Below are 20,484 nucleotides of genomic sequence, written 5' to 3' on the forward strand. Positions count from 1 at the left end.
TGGATAAAGAAATGCCGCTGCCCCGATGGGACAGCGGCGATATGATGTTTAGTTAGACATCATGTTGATTTTTTGCGCGGCTTCAATGTTGTCTGTGCCAACGTCGCCTTCGAATTTCGCCCAAACGGGTTTCATCGCATCAACCCATGCTTGGCGTTGTTCTGCTGTCAATTCGCGCACAACACCACCCGCAGCAATAACAGATTCTTTTGCTGCTTGGTTTACCGCAGTGGATTCTTTGTTACGTGTTTCGGTCACTTCGTGAACGATTGTCAGGAATTGATCGCGCACATCAGCGTCCAAACCATTCAACCAGTCTATATTTGTCACCAACAGGTAATCCAAAATACCGTGATCCGTTTCGGTTGTGCCGTCCTGAACCTCGAAGAATTTTTTACCATAGATGTTTGACCATGTATTTTCTTGGCCATCTACAACACCCTGTTGCAAGCCGCCGTATACTTCGGAAAATGCCATTTTCTGTGGGCTTGCACCCATGGCTTCCATTTGGGCAACCAATACATCAGATGATTGCACGCGGAATTTCAAACCGTTTGCATCTGTTGGAACCAACAATGGTTTGTTTGCTGACATTTGCTTCATGCCGTTGTGCCAGTAACCCAAACCTTGCAGACCGCGTTTTTGCATGCTGTCCAACATGGCTTGGCCCGCGTCGGAGGCTTGGAATGCTTCTACTGCGGTGATGTCTTTGAACATGAATGGCAGGTCGAAAATGCGGAATTGTTTGGTGAATTTTTCAAATTTTGACAATGAAGGCGCGGCCAGTTGTACGTCACCTTGTAGCATTGCTTCCAAAACTTTGTCATCGTTATACAATGTTGAATTTGGGAAAACCTCCATACAGGCTTTGCCATTCATTTCATCGTTCACGCGCTGTTCCAACAAAGACGCTGCAATCCCTTTTGGGTGTTTGTCTGTGTTTGTTACGTGGCTGAATTTGATTACCACTTCGCCTTCGTCACATGCTGCAAATGCAACACCTGGAACCAAAGCAACCGCTGCAACACATGCAGCTTTCAAAAAAGTTTTCATAATAGCCTCCCAAAGCTTACGGATGATCCGTGTAGGGTTAAAACTAAAGTGTTGTTTAAATCTTTAGGCAAACAAAAAATTGATATTTATTATTTTCGTTATTTTTCAATATCTTGGTATATATGATTTTGGTAAATTTCAAAAATGTGCGAACAACCGCACATTTTTAATATCTGTTTGAAACCGTTTGTCATATGGTTGGAACATATAAATTTAGCGAGATTCGCCCCGCCAATGTTCCACATTTTGCATCGAAAATATTTAATACTCTATGCGGTGCTGGCCGTGGCGATTGTGTTGGCAACATTTTGGTTTGAAACGCGCAGCGGGCTTAACCAATTGGCAAAAACGGGTGGGGTGCGGTTGGAACAATCACGGGATCGATTATTGGGACAACTGACCAGTTTTCGCCAGCTTCCAAATGTATTGGCACGTCATCCACAAATTATTGCCACTGTGAAAACCCGCGCAAACCTGCCAGAGGCGCGTTCGTTTTTGTTAAACACCAGCCTGTCCACGGGGGTGGAGGACATTTATCTGTTGGATGATACAGGCCAGATTATAATCACGTCAAACATCACCGAGCCAGATCATTATGATACGGCCATGTTTCATAACCGCGCCGATATACGTGCCGCGTTTAATGGTCGGCTTGGGTTTTTTCATGCGATTGATCCGATTGATCAATCCCGCGATTTCTTTTTCGCGCGGCGCATTGATTTTGATGGTGTTTATGGGCGCGGTGTGGTTGTGGTGCAGGTGGATATCGCCAGCTTGGAATTTGACTGGCAGATCGACGAAGATGTAATTGCATTCTTTGATGAAAACGAGGTCGCATTTGTGACCAATCGACAAAACGTATCAATGCGACGATTGTCACCTGTAACGTCTCCGCTCTTGCGTGCGGAATACTACCCGCAATCGGCAACACGGCCGTTTTTTGATTATTCGGTGCGTCAAAAATTTGGACATGATTTGTGGTGGTTTGATGATGATAGCGGATCTGCATCAGAAAAATTGATGGTGTCACGTTTTGTGCCCCAAATTGATCTTACCTTGCGAGTGTTCATGAAAACCCAAAACACCAAGGCCGCGGCGTTGTTACAAACACAACTGGTTGCCGCCATGTTGGCGATGATCGGGTTGGGCTTTTGGGCATTATCCCAACGCCGCAAACGGCTGGCGGATCGTTTGGCAATCGAAGAGGCTGCAAATGCTCGATTGGAGGCACGCGTTGAGGATCGCACAAAACAATTGCGCGAAACCCAAGCGCAGTTGATCCAAGCGGGTAAGCTCACAGCACTTGGCCAGATGTCCGCAAGTATCAGCCACGAGTTGAACCAACCAATGGCGGCCATTCAAAATTTTGCGCAAAACGGAACCAAACTTTTGAAAATGGATCGCGCCACGGATGCTGCACAAAACTTTGATCATATCAAAGGACAGGTTGATCGGATGAGCCGCATTATCAAAAGCTTGCGTGCATTTGCGCGCAAAGAAAAGGAAACCATCGCACCCGTCGATGTCCAATCTGTGATCCGTGACACCGTGGATTTGTTGTCGCAACGTTGTGACGATGAAAATGTCACGCTGCATTTTCAATCGTACCCATCGCCGATCATGGTGATGGGGGGGCATGTGCGTTTGCAACAGGTGTTTATTAACCTGCTGAACAACGCATTTGATGCGGTGCTTGATCAATCTGACAAACAGGTGTGGATCACGATTAATACCTTACCTGAAATTGTCCAAATTATCGTTGCGGATTCTGGCAAAGGTTTTGCTGATGAAACGCGCGTGTTTGAACCGTTTTATTCCACCAAAGATGTCGGCGCGAGCAAGGGAATGGGGCTGGGTTTGTCGATATCATATGGCATCATTGGAAGCTTTGGTGGCGAGCTAACCTGTCAAAATGGGGCGAATGGTGGTGCAGAATTTTGTGTAAAATTGAAAAGCGCAGCGCAAGGATCAACACCATGAAGCCCCAAGTGATATTGATCGAAGACGATGATGCCTTGCGCATGTCGCTGGCGCAAACGCTGGATATCGAAGGGATCACGGTTATTCAGGCCGATGGTTTGGCCCAGGCAAAACGTGCAATTCGTGCAAATTTTGCGGGTGTGATTTTGTCCGATATTCGAATGCCTCATTATGACGGGTTTGATGTGTTGGCGCATGTCAAAGACACCGATCCAGATTTGCCCGTGGTGTTATTGACGGGCGAGGCTGACGTGCCCATGGCGCTGCGCGCGATGAAAGAGGGTGCATATGATTTCTTGGAAAAACCCTGTGCCACAGAAACTTTGTTAAAGGTTTTGTATCGTGCAATTTCGCATCGCAGTTTGATCACACAAACGCGCAGCTTGGAACAAAAAATCCGCCACAGCGACGCGGCATCGGTTCATTTTCCAGGGAAAACACCTGCGTCAAGGAACCTGCGATCCAACCTGCGCCGCGTAGCCCCCCTACCCGTTCATGTGCATCTATACGGGCCGCGCGGGGTTGGCAAAAAGCTGGCGGCCTATACCATTCATAATCTTTCGCAAGACAGAGACGTCAATCTGGCAATCAATCTGCAAGATGCCCAAGCGGACGAAATCGCAACACTGAACGTGCCCGATGCTCCTTGTGATTTGTCACTGAAAAATGTCGAATTGGCCAGTCCTGCACAACAGGCAGATTTGCTTGCATTGATCCATGCACATCCCAATTTGCGTGTGATTTTATCCAGTATCCATTCAATGGACTATCTGATGAAACGTGGGTTTAGCGAAGATCTATTTTCTGCCTTGAATCTGGTTGAAATCAACGTTCCCACCTTGAAACGGCGCCGCGATGATTTGCCAGTGTTGTTTGAGGGTTTTGCCCGCCACACGGCGCGCGCATTAAACACCGACATGCCCCAAGTTCCCCAAAGCGTATATGCAAATGTGATGGCAAAGGAATGGAATGGTAATTTGCCGGAATTACGTAATTATGCCCGCACGATTGTGCTGGGATTAAGTGTTCGCAAACACACGCCTCAGGAATTGACACTTGCCCAACAAATGGATGCGTTTGAAAAATTGGTGCTGTCTGAAACGCTAAAACGTAACAAAGGCAAGGCGGTTGATACCGCCAAATCGTTGGGACTACCCCGCAAAACGTTTTACGATCGCTTGGCGCGTTACGATTTGCGGCCAAAAGATTTCAAACAAACGGATCCACAATAGACTTGCGTCTGTTGGGGGGATTCTTAAACTGTTTTAAACCGTCCAAGCAAAGCAGAGACCATGCATCAATACGTTTTTTCTGGCTTACGGGTGTCCTCTGAATTTAAGTTCACGATCGCTGATTGCGAACCATTTGATGGTTCGCCAGATGTTACAATTCGTTTTGTCCAATATCTGGAAAAACCATTACATCCGATTTTTGCCGATGAAATCGTGACGGCCGCGCCAAATGATGTCTGGTTTTGTGCATCAGGCGACTTGGCTTATCGCGTAAAAGATGGGAGCGAGATTTTGATCCAACGGGGCGAAAACGTGCCCGATGCTGATGTGAATTTATATCTGGTAGGTACGGGTTTTGGGGTATTGTGCTTGCAACGTGATCTGATCCCATTTCATTGCTCTGCGGTGGAATACAATGGTCACGCGGTGGCGTTCAGCGGTGAATCTGGCGTTGGGAAATCAACGCTTGCGGCGGCGTTGTCACAACTTGGTTATGGGCACGTATGCGATGATGTGTGCATCGCAAATTCCGCGCAAACACCGATGCGTGTTCAACCGATGCCAAAGGGATTAAAGCTTTGGGATGATGCGGCGGCACAGCTTAATATTGCACAGGGTGCGCGTGTGTCCGCCGACCTAGATTTTCACAAATCCTATGTCAACGTGGATCGCGCGGATCAAACGGGTGGATTGATGTTCAATCGCATCTATATTTTGGACAATGATATTGCGCCCGAATTTTCAATTCATGAATTGAAAGGTGCGGAAAAACACGCCGAGTTGCGCCGCGCAATTTATCGCGAAGAATGGCTTCATTTTTTGCAAGAACCGCGCAAAACATTTGATCTGGTCTCAACCCTTGCGAGCAAGGTAGCGGTGTTTGCATTCAAACGTCCCGATGATTTGTCGCGTATCAAAGAAAGCGCAAAATTTCTGGCGCTGCATTTTGATGATGGGGATGCTGAATGAACCGATCACGGGTTCAAAAACGCTGGCGACAATTGCGCAAAAAACTGGTGCAAAACCACCCCGATGGATTGATTGATTTTTCAAGAGTATTGCGCTGGTCAGCGAGCGAAAAATTTTATCCCCACGTCGAGATTTCGCAGATGTTTCGGGCACGATTTTCAATGATCACTACCTTTGCAATGTGGGTTTTACAGATTTGGTATGGCCTGCGTTGGGTGTTATTTGATGCATGGTTCAGCATTTTTCGCGCGATAAATGATTATGCAGATCATAGCGACATGGCGCGATCTGCACAATTTTGGCGTTTGGTGAAATATACATTCAGTTACGCGATCCCCGCGTCGGATTTGTATGAAAATGGCCTGATGACGCCTAACGCACCCGTGTTGGATTATGTATTTAGCACCGAAACCCAAGGATATCATTTGCAGCAAAATCGCAATCATTTTGATGCGCAAAGTGCCCGTGATTTACTTGCAGATAAATCGCGATTTGGCGATGAGATGGGCAAAATGGGCGTTCCCGTACCCAATACAATGTCTGTTGAACAAGCGACGCAACAAACCTTGGCAAATATGTTCCCCGCTCAAATAGATCGCATTTTTGTAAAACTGCGCAGCGCTAACGCAGGTTTTGCCGCGTTCAGTGCAACGAAAACTGCAAACGGTTTAACAGGGCAGAATTATCGGGGTGCTCCTTTGCTCCGGGCCGAGGATGTGGAACTGGCGTGGAAACACATTTTATCATTTGGTGATGTGATTATTCAGCCATTCATTTCAAATCATGCAACCCTTGCGTCACTGTCCAATACCAACACCGCTGTCACGCTGCGCCTTGTGACTAAGTTTAATGTTAATTCCCCCCTGCCCGTTGCCGCACGGCTGGAAATCCCCGTTTGGGATTTGGAACTTGATGGCCAAATTAGCTATGTATTGTTCCCGATCAACTTGAAAACGGGTGCGTTGGAACCATCACCTAAACGTGGAATATATGGCCATGCCTTTGATACATTGATTGATGATATTTTCGCAAAATGTCCGCCGATCGTACCGTGTTGGGATGAAATTGCATCCTATTCGATACGTGCCCATCATCGCAAATTCGATCTCTATGCCATCGCGTGGGATTGGGTTATCACCGACGATGGCCCGTTGTTATTAGAGGGCAACTCTGGGTTTGGGTTGGATACTCAACAAATGCAAAACGGTGGGTTATTGGCAGATTAATCCTGATGGCACCAAAGATTTAGACTGTACAGGTTATGCACCCGTTCCCAATAAAATGTATCCTCTTCGTCAACCTCACCATTCATGCGTTTACTTGCGGCATCGATTTGTTGGGACAGGCGTTTAACATTTACCAATTTCACCAGATCAGGGTGCAAATCATCCAATAATTCACGCGCCATTTCATTGTAACACTGTGTTTTTGCATTGCGAATATCACGGGTCATGATGGGTTTTCCCATATGTTTGGAATTTTGCCAAACAATGGAAGCGGGTAAAATATCATCGACCGCGCGGCGATGCAGATAACGCCAAACGCGTTTTGGCCCCACCTTTTCAATGCTGGGTGTGCGCAAATAGTTTTCAACGATCCTTACATCCCAAAGAGGCCAGCGATATTCAATCCCATAGGCATTTCCAAAAAGTGTATGGTCATGCATCCGTGCATCAATAAAAGGTTGGGTTAATGTGCCATTCACAATCTCGCTGTTGATTGAATGATGGTTCAACACATCAAACCATTCCGCCCGTTGTGTGGCTTCTAAATCGTATTGATCAACGATATCTTGATCGAGCAAATGAGTATCTATTTCATATTGCGCATCCGCCTCGATATTCGTTTGCTGATTTTTGTCGCGCCCATTGAGTAATATTTGCGCGATAAAACGAAACGGCTTTTTCAAAAAATGCCCCGGAATGAATTGCCATAATCCGCGATAATCGCGCCGTTGAATATATTCGACACTGATAAGCTCGCCATAGTTGGTGGCAACCTCGTCCCCTCCAAATCCAGTGAACATGGTTTTAATATTGTATTTTTGCGCGGCGGTTGCGAGCAAAGACAATGAAATTTCGCAGCCATAACATGCGGGAAACCCAAGCACGGCTAAATCCTGTGTGATGGTTTCAATTGGATCATCGTTTGTGGGCGATTCCATATGGGCGTTTTTGATACCCACCAATGCGTTCATGTCTTGAATGCATTGTTCTTCGCGACTGGCGGATATTCTGCTGAAACTGATCATTCCGTCGGGAACGGGTTTGGTCATCTGTTTTGCCAACAGCGCGATAATACTGGTTGAATCCAACCCGCCGCTGTTTTCAACGCCCATCGGATGGGTGTTGTCGATGCGGCTGGCGATTGCGGCCTCTAATGCATTGCGATGTGCTGTGACATTTTTTGGATCGCGTTGTGTGACCACCGTGGTCGCTTCATCCCAATCACTCAGGTCTATTTTTGCGATTGTTTTATCGGCATTAATGACAACAACATGCCCAGGTGCCACTTTGATAACTGTTTCAAAGGCGGTTTTTTCGTGATGCATTGGGGCGAACGGGCTTAGGATAAATTTGGCCATCCATTCGTGGCTGCGTTGCAATTGAAATGGCACCAGTTTGCGCAGGGTTGGAATACTGTTGGCAAAACAAATGCCATCATCATGGGGCGCGTAATAAATTGGTTTTGCACCAAATATATCTCTTGCAAAGATCAGATGATTTTCGCGCGGATCATAAATGGCGATGGCAAAATCGCCTTGAAAATTTTCCGCAAATTTTACGCCCCATTTTTGATAGGCCGCTAAAACAATCGCAGCATTATGTGGGTTCGCTTTGATGGCAAGTTTTTGTAACACCGTATCGCGATTATCAATGCGCCCCCAAAAACAAACAACGATGCCGGTGGTGGAACACACAAATGGCAAGGTTTCGCGCCCATCGGGCAGATGGGTTTGTTCAACCACGAAACCATTTGTAAATTGGGTGATCCCAGAATTGGCAGGGTCTGCAAATGGCGACAACGTTGCGATGATTGCGTCAAGGTTTGATAAATCTTGTGCCACTGGTGTGTGAAATGAAATGTGACCAGCGAACATTGTTATTCCTTTGACAAGCCTTCAAAACCAAACACCACAAACAAAAACAGAGCCATGATGGCTCTGTCAATTCATTCACAGTGGAATGTGATATTAGCTGGCAATCGCATTGTTTTGCATGCCCATGTTTTCCATCATCGCGCTACCTTTGTCTTGCGCCGTTTTCTGCGCTGACAGGTTGGTCAAAACGGGTTTTGTATATGTTGTCTTCATTGTAATTCTCCAATACATGCGACGCGGTATCGCGTAATAATTTATTAAAATTTGGTTAAAGATATATGGGGTACAATGGTTCATTGTCAACATGCCAAGCCGCCAAACAAGCGCTATCCCGCGCTTTCAACCACAGGTAGAACCGTTATTTTTAAGGCGTTTTGCGAATTGACGAGGCGATCACAGTTTAATAGTCGAACCTGATAGTATAGCGTGAAGCAAAGACATTTAATTTGAATAACGGATTAAGGGTAATGACGATTGAAAACAAACGATTTTTCCGCAATCAAGACATCCTCGCAACCACAATGGATGGCGAGGTCGTGATGATGAGCGTTGATGATGGAACTTATTATAGCCTCTCAAGCGGTGTTGGGGCGATGGTATGGGAATTGTTGGAAACGCCCAAATCAATTGGCGAACTGGTTGCAGGAATACAACAGGAGTTCGAAGTCAGCACCAAAGAGTGCGAATCAGACGTGCGCGACCTGTTGAAATCGCTGCAAAAACAAAAACTCGTGGACCAAGAGGCATAGCCGTGAAACCCCTTCGAAATGCAGCGCGAAAATTGCGGTCTGTGTTTCGGCTGACACCATTCGTGGTGATCTGGTTTCCGTTTTCATGGATCATGATGGGGCTGTGTCGGTTGGCAATTATTACGGTTACATTTCGCAGCCTCTCGCGGTTTTTCGGAGCGTTGCATGGCGTTGAACCTGTGGTTCCAATGTTAAACAAAAAACAGAAACATCGCGCATTTCAAATTGCCAAATTGATATCCATCACCGCGCGAAATACCCCGTGGGAATCCAATTGTTTCCCACAAGCCTTGGTCGCGCGAATTATGCTGGGAATTTACCGTATTCCATATGCGCTTTATTTTGGGGTGAAACGTGATGGCACATCGCGCGAATTATTGGCGCATGCTTGGGTTTGTTCGGGGATATGCGCGGTATCTGGGGGTGATGATTCATTTGATGAATACACGGTTGTGGGATGTTATGGCGCACAATCTTGGCACGCGGTGACGCCATGAAACAAATGCGCGAATTTCTTCAATTGATCTGGCGTCATTCACGCGCGAAAACGGTTTTGTTATTCGCGCTCAATCTGATGTCCAGCGTGACCGAGGGCATCGGGCTTCTCCTGTTGGTTCCGCTTTTGGCGCATCTACAAACCGACCAACCTATATTGGGTGGGGTGTCGCGCTGGATTGAAAAACTTGGTTTGCCGCAATCATTATCTGGTTTGCTGGGTTTGTTTTTCGCATTGGTCGTTTTGCGCAGTGTGATCAGTTATGCACGCACGATGGTGTGGCAGGATTTCCAATTGAACCTCATCGATACCATTCGTGTAAACAGCTTTAACGCCCTACTCCATGCCAATTGGAATTGGATTTCGAATTTGAAAAAGTCCGATCATTCGAATTTTTTGATAAACGAAGTTGATCGCATTGACGACGGCGTCACCTATACGATGGATTTTTGCACTGGGTTGGCGGCGGTGCTGGCCTATATTGTTGTTGCGGCGAGCCTGTCATTTCAGATGGCCATTGTTGCCCTGTTGGTCGGCGCAAGCGTGATGTTTTTCATGCGTGCCCAGCACCGCCGTGCACGCGATCTGGGCGAAAACTTGGGTGATGCCTACGAGGATATGCAACAGGTCGTCGAAGAAGGGTTATCCAGTATCAAATTAACCAAGATTTTGGGGAACGAAGATCGCCACCGCAATATGATGGCAGATATTTTGGCACGCCTGCGCACGCAACAACTCGCCTTTTCCAAAACCAATGCGGCCGCGGGTGCGGTTTTTCAAATTGTCATCGCGCTCGTGCTGGTTGGGTTTTTGTGGGTTGGGGTGAAAATATTGGAACTCCCGTTGCCCAACCTGTTGATCTTGGTGTTGATCTTGGCGCGGCTTGCGCCAATGTTGCGCAGCATGCAAAATCAATTGAACCAGATCTTGCACGCATGGCCTGCCTTGCGAAATTTGGATGAAATCACGCAAATGGCAGCAACGCACCGTGATGTTTTGCCAGAAACAATTCAAAAAATTGATTTACAAGATTGCATCACGCTCAACGGTGTTGGGTTTACTTACCAATCGCGAAAATCAGCGTCACTCAATGACATCACGCTGCAGTTTCCTGCGCGAAAAACCACCGCTATCATTGGTGCGTCGGGTGCGGGTAAATCAACACTTGCGGATATTTTGATGGGATTATTGGCACCTGATCACGGGGAAATGCGAGTGGACGGGGAATTGATCACAGACCAACATCGCGTAAACTGGCGCCATTCACTCGCCTATGTCCCACAAGAGGTATTCTTGTTCCACGACACCATTCGCAACAATTTGCTATGGGCGAACGTGGGGGCAGATGACGCCGCCCTGAAACAGGCCTTGCAACGTTCAGCGGCGCAATTTGTGTTTGATCTTGATGATGGATTGGATACGGTTGTGGGGGATGCAGGGCTACGTCTTTCGGGTGGTGAACGCCAGCGTATCGCACTTGCGCGGGCCATGTTGCAAAACCCATCTGTGTTGATCTTGGACGAAGCCACAAGTGCCTTGGACACCAAAAACGAAATGCTAATCCGCCAATCGTTGGATCAAATTCATGGCGATATGACGGTGATTGTCATTGGGCATCGTTTGCCCACCTTGGAAAACGCAGATCAGGTGGTCGTGCTACATGATGGGCAGGTAAATGCGGTGGGCACTTGGGCCGCACTGTCACAAAATCCCGATGCTCAAATTCCAAATGAATTCAAAAGGGACGATGCGAAAAAATGATCGAAAATTCCCAAGGCTATTTTACCAGCGACATTTATGTCCCAACATTTAGCGCCAGCGTTGATCCGCGCCTGATTTCATCCAAGGCACGGTTTTTTGGATATGAATGCGCATCGAGCGTGGCACCCTTTACATATGGCGATTTTGGCTGTGGTTTGGGCACAGATATCATCATGTTGGCCTATGCCCTGCCCCATGGACAGTTTTTTGGGTTTGATATGAATGGTGATCATATCAAGGTGGCGCGCCAATTGGCCAACGAATTGGGTTTAACCAATATCACATTTATCAACAAACCGTTCGATCAGATTACTGGTGATGACGTCCCCCCCCTTGATTTCGCGATTTCGCGCGGGGTGATTAGCTGGATATCCCACAGCGTTCGCGGCGAATTGATCGCTGCGATTTCGCGTTGTTTGTGTGATACGGGCATCGTTTCAATTGAATATCAAACCAAGCCAGGCGCGTTACAAGAAACTGGATTTCGCAAAGTTTTGGGCGAAATGTTGGCACGTGGTGATAGCCCAAAAACCGCATTTCACTTGATATCAGAAAACTTTAAAGACGCACCGCATTATGATCCAAGCGAGGATAACAAAAACCAAGACCGTTTGCGTTATCTCTGTCATGAATTTGTATCGGCGCATTGGACCCCCGTTTATCCATCAGAAATGGCCGATGATTTTGGCAAGATGGGTATGGGGCTTTGCGGTCCGTTTGAGGGGCAGCAAGTTTTAATCAACAAATTGCAATCCTCAAATGCGCATCGCGATCATTTATTCATAGAGGATTTTGTCACCTGCCGTGATGGCACAGGTGGGCGTACAGATCTGTTTTCAAAAATGGCGGCCAAGGTGAATGCCCCGCGTCCATCCATTGACCAAGAAGTCGGTATTTTTCGCCTCCCCTTTCCGATCTCCATCGGTGAAAAGAATAAATCGCGCATCGCACAAAATGCGTTTTCACCAAGCTTGGCCAGCAAACCATTGAATCGTCTGCTTCCTGCGGGATTGGACGGCGATGCCAAGGGGCTGTTTTTCATGGCCTTTAACAAGTCGGGAAATTTGCTGACCAGTACGAATGTCGCGCCAATCACTTGCGATGGGGAATTTCGCGTGATCCATCCAAGCGTGAAACGACAATTTACATTGGATGAAAATATCGCGTGGCATAAATGCGCGATTGTGGTTCCGGAAACCGCTTTGTTATTAATCGCGCCGCGTTCAATTTACGCAATCCTGTCGCATTTTGATGGAGTGCCCCAAACCGAATGGCCGGATCGATTGAAAAAACTGATCCCAAAATTAAAGAAAAAGAAGGCCAAGCGTATCGTCAAAATTTGGCGAGAACACTGGGCGCCTGTGCTGGCTGCACATGGTGTGATTGCACCGCTGGATTAATATTTGACGCTGAAAAACTGTGCCTGATCATCACGGATTAAAACGGCGGTTAACGTGCCTGTGGCATAGGCACCCGTATCAATGCCGATCCGCCCGTTTTCGATTTTTGGGTCGTTCAAGATCGTATGACCATAAATAAACCATTGCCCATCGCGGCGGGTTTTTTGATGAAACTCGTCCAGCCCCCACAATAAAATCCGTGCGTTTTGATCATCTGGCGCGCGATTGGGATCGGCGGCGGCATGAACAACATGAACATTGCCAGAATGGTGAATTGTAGGCAGATCACGTATCCAGCTTTCTTGGCCAGCGGGCATGGCCGATGCCAACTTATCGCGTGCGGCTAACAATTCTTGTTCAGATGCGCGCTCGCTTATGCCGCGAATGCCAAAACTTTCCATTGTTTGCAGCCCTCCGAACGTTAACCATCGCGGCCCACGTTCGGTGGGGCGGTCCAAAAAATCGAGCATCATTTTTTCATGATTACCCATCAAACATATCGCACCATTTTGGCATTCGCTTTGCACAATATCCAAAACGGCGGCGCTGTTGGGGCCACGATCCACCAGGTCACCAACGAAAATAAGCTGGGCATCGTCAGGGCGCTTGGCCAACAGTTGGTTCAACAATACATCACATCCATGCACATCACCGATCACGAACAAGGGTTCATCAGATTGGATAGCCGCATCAAACGCAGGCTGAACGCTGGGCGCCGATTTTTGCCCGAAAAGTTTTTTCAAGAATGACATATAGTTCGCAGGTTCTGTTTAATTGGAATGATATGAATCGCCATATCCATATGCGTAACCATATCCGCCAGCATATCCATATTGCCGGATTTTTTTCAAATCCAACATGGTCATAACCAAACCGTCCACTTCCAACCCCACGCTGCCAAACATGGACAGGCCAGTTTTCACCTCGGTCTTGGACGTTTTGTCCCAACGTACAGAATAAATAATTGAATCTGCATGTTGGCCGATCACACGTGCATCTGGCACGGCTAAAACGGGTGGTGTATCGATGATGATATAGTCGTATTCGTCGCGCAGCATTTTCAACAGATCAATGAACTTTTGCGACGAAAAAATATCGGCAGCGTTGGCGGTGGATCGTTCCCCCAACAAAATATCAACGCCCATGCCTTCGGGGCGAATAACCGCGTCTTGTAACGTTGCCTCGCCCGTCATCACAGCGATAAACCCAACGGATTTTTCGATGTCAAAATATTCCGCGAATACGCGTTTGCGAATATCGCCTTCTAACACCAACACGCGTTTGCCAAGCCCGGCCATATTTTGAGCAAGTGTCAGCGAAACTGTTGTTTTACCCTCTGCAGGTGTGGAGGATGTGGTCATGATCACTTGCGGTGGGTTGTCGATGTCAGACAACAAAATCGAGGTTCGCAAATTGCGCACCGCTTCGGCAAAATTCGATGTTGGGTTTGTCGCGGCGTAGTTTAATACCTTGCGCCGAGTATTTGCCTTGATCTGTGGTAATGTTCCAAGCACGTTATGGGCGGTAAAGCTTTCCAAAACTTCTGGTGAACGGAATGTGTTGTTCATCAGTTCGCGCAACAACATTGCACCAACGCCAGCCAAGCCGCCAAGGATCAGTGCCATCATCATGATCGAGGCTTTGCGCGGGGCAGATGCGCGTTGGGGTGTTGCTGGTGACAACAAGCGCGCTGTTGGGGACAACAATCCTTGTTGAACCGTGATCTCTTTGAGACGTGATAAAAAGCTTTCGTAAAGCAGGCTGTTGGCCTCTGCCTCGCGGCGCAATTGCTGTAATTGCACTAAATCATCAGATTGTTCTTCGACTTGCAATTTGAATGTGTTTTCGGAATTGGACAGCGCACTCATTTGCTGTGTCAGCCGCGCCATATCGGTTTTCGCCTGCGCCATGACTTGATCAAGGCGGGTTTGGAAGGCATCGGGCGTAACCTGATTATTGCTGATCATATCAGCCAAGCGGGTTAGGCGTGAATCGCCCGCAACATCTGCGATGGAGGTGTAATCGTTGGAACCTGCCAGCAATTCGATGCTTTGAACCTTGGCGCGTGTTGCGTCATGTGTTTCTTGCAAATCTGTGATCCGCTGACGCATATCCTTTAATTGTCGGGTCAAAAGCGCGAGGTTTTCAGGGCTTACAAATTGTGTGCCATCGTTGAATTCTTTGATCCGCACCTCTGATGATTCAAGCTCTACTTTTAATTCAGCGGCTTTTTGGCTTAACCATTTGCTGGCTTTTTCGGTGACTTCGAATTTTTCATCAACGGCATCTTGGATATAGATATCGGCCAAGGCATTGGCCATGCGCACGGATTCAGCAGGATTATCCGTGTCCGCGCCGATTTCAAAAATATAGGTTTCGGAAATGTTGGACACACGAAACACATCAAGTGCATTGTCGATGACTTTGTTTAGAACTTCGGCTTCGCTAATGGGTTCATCATCACCGCCTTCTTCGTCATCGTTAGAAACAAAGATTGATCGGATCATACCGCGGATATTAATTTGCGGTAGCCATGATTCATCTGGTTCCATTTCGGCCAATTCCTCGGCCAGATACGAATTGTAATTTGGATCTTCCAGAAGGTTTAATTTAGCAACCAGTTTGGCAATCATATTGCGCGATTGGATAACTTCCATTTCGGTATTGATCTGGCTTTCATCGCCCCACCCACCAGACAAAATACTGTCTGCAACCACGCTTTGAATATCAACAATGTTTTCTTGTGATGTTTCCATCTTGAGCGTGGCGGTTGCGGGATAGATCGGTTCGGCCACACGAAACGCGTACCAGCCGCCTATGAAAAATCCGATTGTCGCAGCCAATCCAATCCAAAATTTGCCGCGCCAGAGCACTGAAAAAATCGCAAAAAGATCAATTTCATCGTCTTGCGATGCATCAGGAATATTTACTGCTCTTTGCATAATTGATCGTCACTCTTCAATTTATCGCTTGGTGGGCGAATAATACTTGGGGTCATTAATAAATAGCTATAGAACCTATCCATCGGCTTACTATACATATTCAAACGATTTTAAAAGGTTTATGACACGCGTAGTACCGGAATTGGCGCGGTTAGCTTGGAAACATTAAACGGCGTAAAATGAATAAATTTAATTTACTTCTCCAGCTGGCACAGGTGTTAATCGAAGGGTATCGCCAACACCCAGATACTGCCACGCAACGCGCAGCACTTGATGTCATCATCGCACATTGGGATGATGTGTATGACCTTGCCATCCAAAATCGCGTGTGGACAAATTTGATTTCCGTTTTGGTCGAAAACCCATCGTTATTTGCCGCCCTGCCTGACATCCAAAAGCAAGACATCAAGCTCGCTTATTTCGACAACTGGGCGCAAAACAAACGCATTGTTATGCAAATCAAACAGATCGCGGATCGTTTTAACGCGCCTGCCAAACCCACACTTTTCATGATCAAAGGTGGGGTGCGATTGTTTGATGACCTGTACCCGACATTGGCGCATCGTTTTATGGCCGATATTGATCTTTATTTCGAAGATAACGCCGCAGTGTTGGAATTTGCCGCACTTGATTATTTTTCACCCGATGAACAGCGGTTTGATTTGGCGGCGAATGACGATGAATATTTGGCCACGCATAAGGTGCGCAATCACCATCTGCCCCCTGTAATTTCACCATCACAGCCTGTGCATGTCGAACTGCATCAATCGTGGGTGCATCTGCGTGCGGTTCAATATTGTCGGGCGACAACGGCATTGGATGCGGTTGCGATCAACGGCTTGGATGCCATACGCACCCCCGCCCCCGTGGATCAGCTGATACTCAATATTTTGCATAGCCAATATGGTGATCTATATACCGATTACAGCAGCTTTCGGTTGCGCAATGTCCTGGAAGGTTATTTGTTATATCAACGTCTTAACTCCGTTGATCGCGCCACGCTGGTTGCGCATTTTGAAAATATCGGTCGTAAGCGTGATTGGATTTTCTGGACATATCTGTGCCAAGTTTATTTCCAAGCACCAGAATTTCAAACGGCACCCCCAATGAGCGAGCGGGTGAAATATTTTTTCCATAGACAATTTAATCAAAGTGCCACGTATAACGCGCTGGTGTATTCTGGGCATTTCTTATGGCGGTTCTTGCGCCACGGCATTTGGCGCAAAGAAGAACGCGCACGTTTGATGCGCAATTTGTTTGATGGCGAAAAACGTGGGCGTCTTATGTCCAAATTGAAACGTTCGATTGGGTGGGAATAATCAGTTATTGCTCGCGATGGGTGCTTGATACCCATCCACCCAGCGCGTCACTAATTCACGCGCGGCAACGCGGTCTTCTGTTTCAAATGCAGTGTTCAGATCTTTGACCATATTGGCGACTTCAATTTCAGAAAGCTGACCCTCTTGCGCGCGCAAAATTTTAGGATGCGGCGTGGTCAACATGTCATTGCCGATCAACAACTCTTCGTACAGCTTTTCACCGGGGCGCAGACCCACAACTGCGATTTCGATATCGCCAGTTGGGGTATCTTCGTCGCGCACCGTTCGTCCTGACAGTTCGATCATCATGCGCGCCATATCGATGATTTTCATTGGCTTGCCCATGTCCAAAACGAATACATCGCCGCCACGCGCGAAACACCCGCACAGTAACACCAATCGTGCGGCTTCGCTGATTGTCATGAAAAACCGTGTAACGTCGTTGTGGGTAACGGTTACGGGGCCGCCTGCCTCGATTTGTTTTCGAAACAGTGGGATCACTGATCCCGATGATCCTAAAACATTGCCAAACCGTACCATTGAAAACAGTGTTGTTTTGCTGCGCAGCGCGATGTCTTGAACAACCAATTCAGCCATGCGTTTCGATGCACCCATGATATTGGTTGGCCGCACGGCCTTGTCCGTAGAAATCAAAACAAAACGGTCAATTTTGGCACGTAGCGCGGCGGTGGCCATAACGCGCGTACCCATAACATTGTTCATCAGGCCTGAAATTTCATTCGCTTCGACCATTGGTACGTGTTTATAGGCAGCGGCATGCATTACGATATTCACATCATGCGATTTCAATGTGCTGATTGCTTGGTTTTCGTCCAGCACCGAACCCAATACGGGGATTAACGGGATACCTTTTTCACGCGCAATTGCATTTAGTTCGGCCTCAATCGCATAAAGATTGTATTCGGCGTGATCCATCAAGATCAAAGATTTGATGTCACAGGCGATCAATTGGCGGCAAAGTTCGGAGCCAATCGATCCCCCCGCCCCCGTGATTAAAACGTTTTTATCTGCGTAAGTTTCCGCAACAACGGGTAAATTCAAATCAACCTTTTCGCGGCCCAGCAAGTCATTGGGCGACACGGGGCGTAATTTTTCCAACAATCCATCACCGTCAATCATTTCGTCAAATGACGGCAGAACGCGCACCTCGCAATCCAGTGTGTTCAACGATGTTAACAGATCACTTCGCAGTTTGCCCTGAACCGATGGCAGGGCCACAACAATACGATCGACGCGTAATTTTTTTAACAATCCAGGCATGTCATTTGTGGGATAGACGTATTGCCCAGCAATAATGATGCCATGAATCGCCGCATTGTCATCGGCAAAGCCAACAATGCGATGTTTGTTTTGTTGGCGCATTGCAAACGCAAGCTGTGTGCCCGCGCTGCCTGCACCATAAATCAACACGCGCTTGCTATCAGTGTCGCGATCATTCGCAAAAGAAAGATAGTTTTGCGCAAAGATGCGTGTGCCAACACTGCCAACAAAGAACAAAATGCCAAACAAAATTGGGATTGTGCGCGGCATAGTATTATCGGTCATCATATTTAGCGCAGTACACACAGCGGCCAAATATAATGTGCATTTAGCAGTGCGGATAATCGCACTACTTTCAAATGTGCCTAGTTTAAATCGGTGTAGCCGATTGGCGATAATAACCACGGGGGCCACGCAAATAAAGGCCGCCAATGTGGGGCCGGCCTCTATCAATTTTTCAAACGGGGTAAAATCGCTCAGGCGCAATGCATACGCAACATAAAGCGCAATCGGAACAATGGCGGTATCAACCAACAGCAAAATGAGCGTTTTTTGAAATCGCGGTAAATTGGTAAGGGTCTTATACATATGGTTTTAAACCACCTTCACAAAATTTAACCATCGTCGCCACGCGGTCTATGGTTAAAGAGTAACAAATTTATTCAATATTTAGTTAAAATTGAGACATTAAGAAAATTTAGGCGAACAAACGCTAATTGCTATTTGCGCCCAATGTTGCGGTGATGAGCGATGGCGTGATCTGTGTGACAACGCGGTTCCACACGGTCACAGGTTGTTCGGAAACGAATATCATATCGTTTGGGCGCAGCTCAAAAACTGTGGCCGTCAACATATCAGCGGCGTTTTTCGCATTCAAATGATACGCAGTACGTGCGCCAAATTCGCGTGGATCATTGGATCGACGCAAGACGTAAATCTCGCTCAGGTCGGCTTCTCTCGTGACCAGACCATCCTTGTGATACAGCGCATCTGCAAGGCTTGCAGTTTGTTCGAACGGCAGGGCAAACCGCACCTGCGTTTTCACTTCGCCAAGCAAATATGCGTATTGGCGTTTAACCGCACCCAATTCCAAACGATCTTTGAAATTGTTTTGCTGTTCATCGATTTGACGTTGGCGGATGTTAAATTGTGTGTTCAGCTCTGCCAGCGCCTGTGCGCGATCTGCGCGTCGTTGGCTGGTCAACTGAATTTGTTCTTCGAAATATGTGCGCGCTTGGGTCAATTCGTATTCGGTATCGACAAATACGCTGTCTTTGTCATCCAAACGCACCCGCCCTGCGTTGGTGTAAACATCACGAGCGGGGATTTGATATAAACGCCCATCGCGATAAATTCGGATGGTTGTGTAATCCAAATCTGGCGCGTTTATGCCACCAGCCATTTGCAATGCTTCTTCTAAATACAACGGTTTTGGCGTGATCGGCGCGATGGTGGGGTTGCGAACCGCCCCGCCAATGGAGGCGCGTTGCGAATTGAATTCTGCGACTTCCAGCGAAAATGCAGGTTCGATATTTTTGGTGACAAGGATGTCAAATACGGCGGCTTCTGCCTCTTCCAAGGTGAGACCCGCCAATTGTATGCGCCCCACATCGGGGATCGCAATCGAACCATCGCCTTGCACCGTGTAACCTTGGCGGCGGTTTGTGGCGGCCAACAAGCCTGACAATTCTTCCACGGTGGAACCACCCGCGCGTGTTGCCAATAAAATAACATCGGCAACGCCAATGCGATATGGGCCGCTGTCTTGGCTTGGTGGCAGTAATGCTTGTGATTGTGCAGGGCGCACACTGTTATCCGCACTTGGAATTGGCAAACGGCTATTTACATTCGGGCGCGAAGCACCTGCAACGCTGTTGAATGCCGCTGGTAAACGTGACGGGGTGTATGGGCTTAAATTTGCCTCGTATGCCGACTGTTCGGTCATTCGGACGACGCGAACATTGTCATCCTTTGCAACCTTGGGTGAAGTGTAAATTGAACCACATGCCGACAGAACCAACGTTCCTACCAAAGCGAGATATTTCATAACTGCGGTTCCCAACAAAATGCCTGTCACTAATTTTGCTTCTTCTACTGATTATCAAAAATTTTACAAGAAAATAACCCTGTGGAGCGACTTTGGGCAATGTCAGTCGTGTTTGATACCAATTCGTGTGGTATTTATAAATCGTTGGTGTGTTA

15 protein-coding genes are annotated in these 20,484 nt (G+C 47.3%); 9 read left to right on the plus strand and 6 right to left on the minus strand.

Annotated features, from left to right (window positions below):
- Positions 1-48: 48 nt before the first annotated feature.
- Positions 49-1,053 carry a DctP family TRAP transporter solute-binding subunit gene (locus IE094_RS12905; protein ID WP_189641122.1) on the minus strand — a complete coding sequence of 335 codons (1,005 nt, stop codon included), beginning with the start codon at positions 1,051-1,053 and terminating at the stop codon, positions 49-51.
- 234 nt (positions 1,054-1,287) lie between these two features.
- On the opposite strand from IE094_RS12905, the gene IE094_RS12910 reads away from it, so the two are divergent.
- Genes IE094_RS12910 through IE094_RS12925 form a run of 4 tightly spaced genes read left to right on the plus strand, consistent with a single transcriptional unit; the run spans position 1,288 to position 6,460 of the window.
- Entirely contained in the window at positions 1,288-3,033 is a 1,746-nt protein-coding gene (locus IE094_RS12910; protein ID WP_189641123.1) for a sensor histidine kinase, read from the plus strand.
- Positions 3,030-4,265, plus strand: coding sequence for a sigma-54-dependent transcriptional regulator (locus IE094_RS12915; protein ID WP_189641124.1), 1,236 nt, complete (start codon positions 3,030-3,032; stop codon positions 4,263-4,265). The genes IE094_RS12910 and IE094_RS12915 overlap by 4 nt, the downstream gene beginning before the upstream one ends.
- A gap of 60 nt (positions 4,266-4,325) precedes the next feature.
- Positions 4,326-5,234 carry a hypothetical protein gene (locus tag IE094_RS12920; RefSeq protein WP_189641125.1) on the plus strand — a complete coding sequence of 303 codons (909 nt, stop codon included), beginning with the start codon at positions 4,326-4,328 and terminating at the stop codon, positions 5,232-5,234.
- Positions 5,231-6,460 (plus strand): sugar-transfer associated ATP-grasp domain-containing protein, encoded by a 1,230-nt coding sequence (locus IE094_RS12925; protein WP_189641126.1) that lies wholly within the window; start codon positions 5,231-5,233, stop codon positions 6,458-6,460. The genes IE094_RS12920 and IE094_RS12925 overlap by 4 nt, the downstream gene beginning before the upstream one ends.
- Here the strand turns inward: IE094_RS12925 and IE094_RS12930 are convergent.
- Positions 6,457-8,334 carry an asparagine synthase-related protein gene (locus tag IE094_RS12930; RefSeq protein ID WP_189641127.1) on the minus strand — a complete coding sequence of 626 codons (1,878 nt, stop codon included), beginning with the start codon at positions 8,332-8,334 and terminating at the stop codon, positions 6,457-6,459. The genes IE094_RS12925 and IE094_RS12930 overlap by 4 nt on opposite strands.
- A gap of 467 nt (positions 8,335-8,801) precedes the next feature.
- Between IE094_RS12930 and IE094_RS12935 the strand changes: the two genes are divergently transcribed.
- The 4 genes from IE094_RS12935 to IE094_RS12950 are packed head-to-tail and all read left to right on the plus strand — an operon-like array spanning position 8,802 to position 12,740.
- Entirely contained in the window at positions 8,802-9,083 is a 282-nt protein-coding gene (locus tag IE094_RS12935) for a PqqD family peptide modification chaperone (protein ID WP_189641128.1), read from the plus strand.
- A gap of 2 nt (positions 9,084-9,085) precedes the next feature.
- Positions 9,086-9,580 (plus strand): lasso peptide biosynthesis B2 protein, encoded by a 495-nt coding sequence (locus IE094_RS12940; protein WP_189641129.1) that lies wholly within the window; start codon positions 9,086-9,088, stop codon positions 9,578-9,580.
- Positions 9,541-11,340 carry an ABC transporter ATP-binding protein gene (locus IE094_RS12945; RefSeq protein WP_189641130.1) on the plus strand — a complete coding sequence of 600 codons (1,800 nt, stop codon included), beginning with the start codon at positions 9,541-9,543 and terminating at the stop codon, positions 11,338-11,340. Before IE094_RS12940 ends, IE094_RS12945 begins: the two co-directional genes overlap by 40 nt.
- Positions 11,337-12,740 carry a class I SAM-dependent methyltransferase gene (locus tag IE094_RS12950; protein WP_189641131.1) on the plus strand — a complete coding sequence of 468 codons (1,404 nt, stop codon included), beginning with the start codon at positions 11,337-11,339 and terminating at the stop codon, positions 12,738-12,740. Before IE094_RS12945 ends, IE094_RS12950 begins: the two co-directional genes overlap by 4 nt.
- Here the strand turns inward: IE094_RS12950 and IE094_RS12955 are convergent.
- Positions 12,737-13,492, minus strand: coding sequence for a metallophosphoesterase family protein (locus IE094_RS12955; protein WP_189641132.1), 756 nt, complete (start codon positions 13,490-13,492; stop codon positions 12,737-12,739). The genes IE094_RS12950 and IE094_RS12955 overlap by 4 nt on opposite strands.
- An 18-nt stretch (positions 13,493-13,510) precedes the next feature.
- Entirely contained in the window at positions 13,511-15,682 is a 2,172-nt protein-coding gene (locus IE094_RS12960; protein WP_189641133.1) for a GumC family protein, read from the minus strand.
- 179 nt (positions 15,683-15,861) lie between these two features.
- On the opposite strand from IE094_RS12960, the gene IE094_RS12965 reads away from it, so the two are divergent.
- Positions 15,862-17,001 (plus strand): nucleotidyltransferase family protein, encoded by a 1,140-nt coding sequence (locus IE094_RS12965; RefSeq protein ID WP_189641134.1) that lies wholly within the window; start codon positions 15,862-15,864, stop codon positions 16,999-17,001.
- On the opposite strand, the gene IE094_RS12970 is transcribed toward IE094_RS12965, so the two are convergent.
- Complete coding sequence (locus IE094_RS12970) at positions 17,002-18,870, minus strand: polysaccharide biosynthesis protein (protein ID WP_189641135.1); 1,869 nt, start codon at positions 18,868-18,870, stop codon at positions 17,002-17,004.
- 124 nt (positions 18,871-18,994) lie between these two features.
- Positions 18,995-20,329, minus strand: coding sequence for a polysaccharide biosynthesis/export family protein (locus IE094_RS12975; protein WP_189641136.1), 1,335 nt, complete (start codon positions 20,327-20,329; stop codon positions 18,995-18,997).
- Positions 20,330-20,484: the final 155 nt, after the last annotated feature.

The organism is Paramylibacter ulvae, from assembly GCF_014652655.1.
GTDB classification, from domain to species: Bacteria; Pseudomonadota; Alphaproteobacteria; order Rhodobacterales; family Rhodobacteraceae; genus Amylibacter; species Amylibacter ulvae.

Bases quoted from the DNA above. Each gene is read 5' to 3' on its own strand.
- IE094_RS12905 (WP_189641122.1), bottom strand. From the start codon at position 1,053: ATGAAAACTTTTTTGAAAGCTGCATGTGTTGCAGCGGTTGCTTTGGTT.
- IE094_RS12910 (WP_189641123.1), top strand. From the start codon at position 1,288: ATGTTCCACATTTTGCATCGAAAATATTTAATACTCTATGCGGTGCTG.
- IE094_RS12915 (WP_189641124.1), top strand. From the start codon at position 3,030: ATGAAGCCCCAAGTGATATTGATCGAAGACGATGATGCCTTGCGCATG.
- IE094_RS12920 (WP_189641125.1), top strand. From the start codon at position 4,326: ATGCATCAATACGTTTTTTCTGGCTTACGGGTGTCCTCTGAATTTAAG.
- IE094_RS12925 (WP_189641126.1), top strand. From the start codon at position 5,231: ATGAACCGATCACGGGTTCAAAAACGCTGGCGACAATTGCGCAAAAAA.
- IE094_RS12930 (WP_189641127.1), bottom strand. From the start codon at position 8,334: ATGTTCGCTGGTCACATTTCATTTCACACACCAGTGGCACAAGATTTA.
- IE094_RS12935 (WP_189641128.1), top strand. From the start codon at position 8,802: ATGACGATTGAAAACAAACGATTTTTCCGCAATCAAGACATCCTCGCA.
- IE094_RS12945 (WP_189641130.1), top strand. From the start codon at position 9,541: ATGTTATGGCGCACAATCTTGGCACGCGGTGACGCCATGAAACAAATG.
- IE094_RS12950 (WP_189641131.1), top strand. From the start codon at position 11,337: ATGATCGAAAATTCCCAAGGCTATTTTACCAGCGACATTTATGTCCCA.
- IE094_RS12955 (WP_189641132.1), bottom strand. From the start codon at position 13,492: ATGTCATTCTTGAAAAAACTTTTCGGGCAAAAATCGGCGCCCAGCGTT.
- IE094_RS12960 (WP_189641133.1), bottom strand. From the start codon at position 15,682: ATGCAAAGAGCAGTAAATATTCCTGATGCATCGCAAGACGATGAAATT.
- IE094_RS12965 (WP_189641134.1), top strand. From the start codon at position 15,862: ATGAATAAATTTAATTTACTTCTCCAGCTGGCACAGGTGTTAATCGAA.
- IE094_RS12970 (WP_189641135.1), bottom strand. From the start codon at position 18,870: ATGTATAAGACCCTTACCAATTTACCGCGATTTCAAAAAACGCTCATT.
- IE094_RS12975 (WP_189641136.1), bottom strand. From the start codon at position 20,329: ATGAAATATCTCGCTTTGGTAGGAACGTTGGTTCTGTCGGCATGTGGT.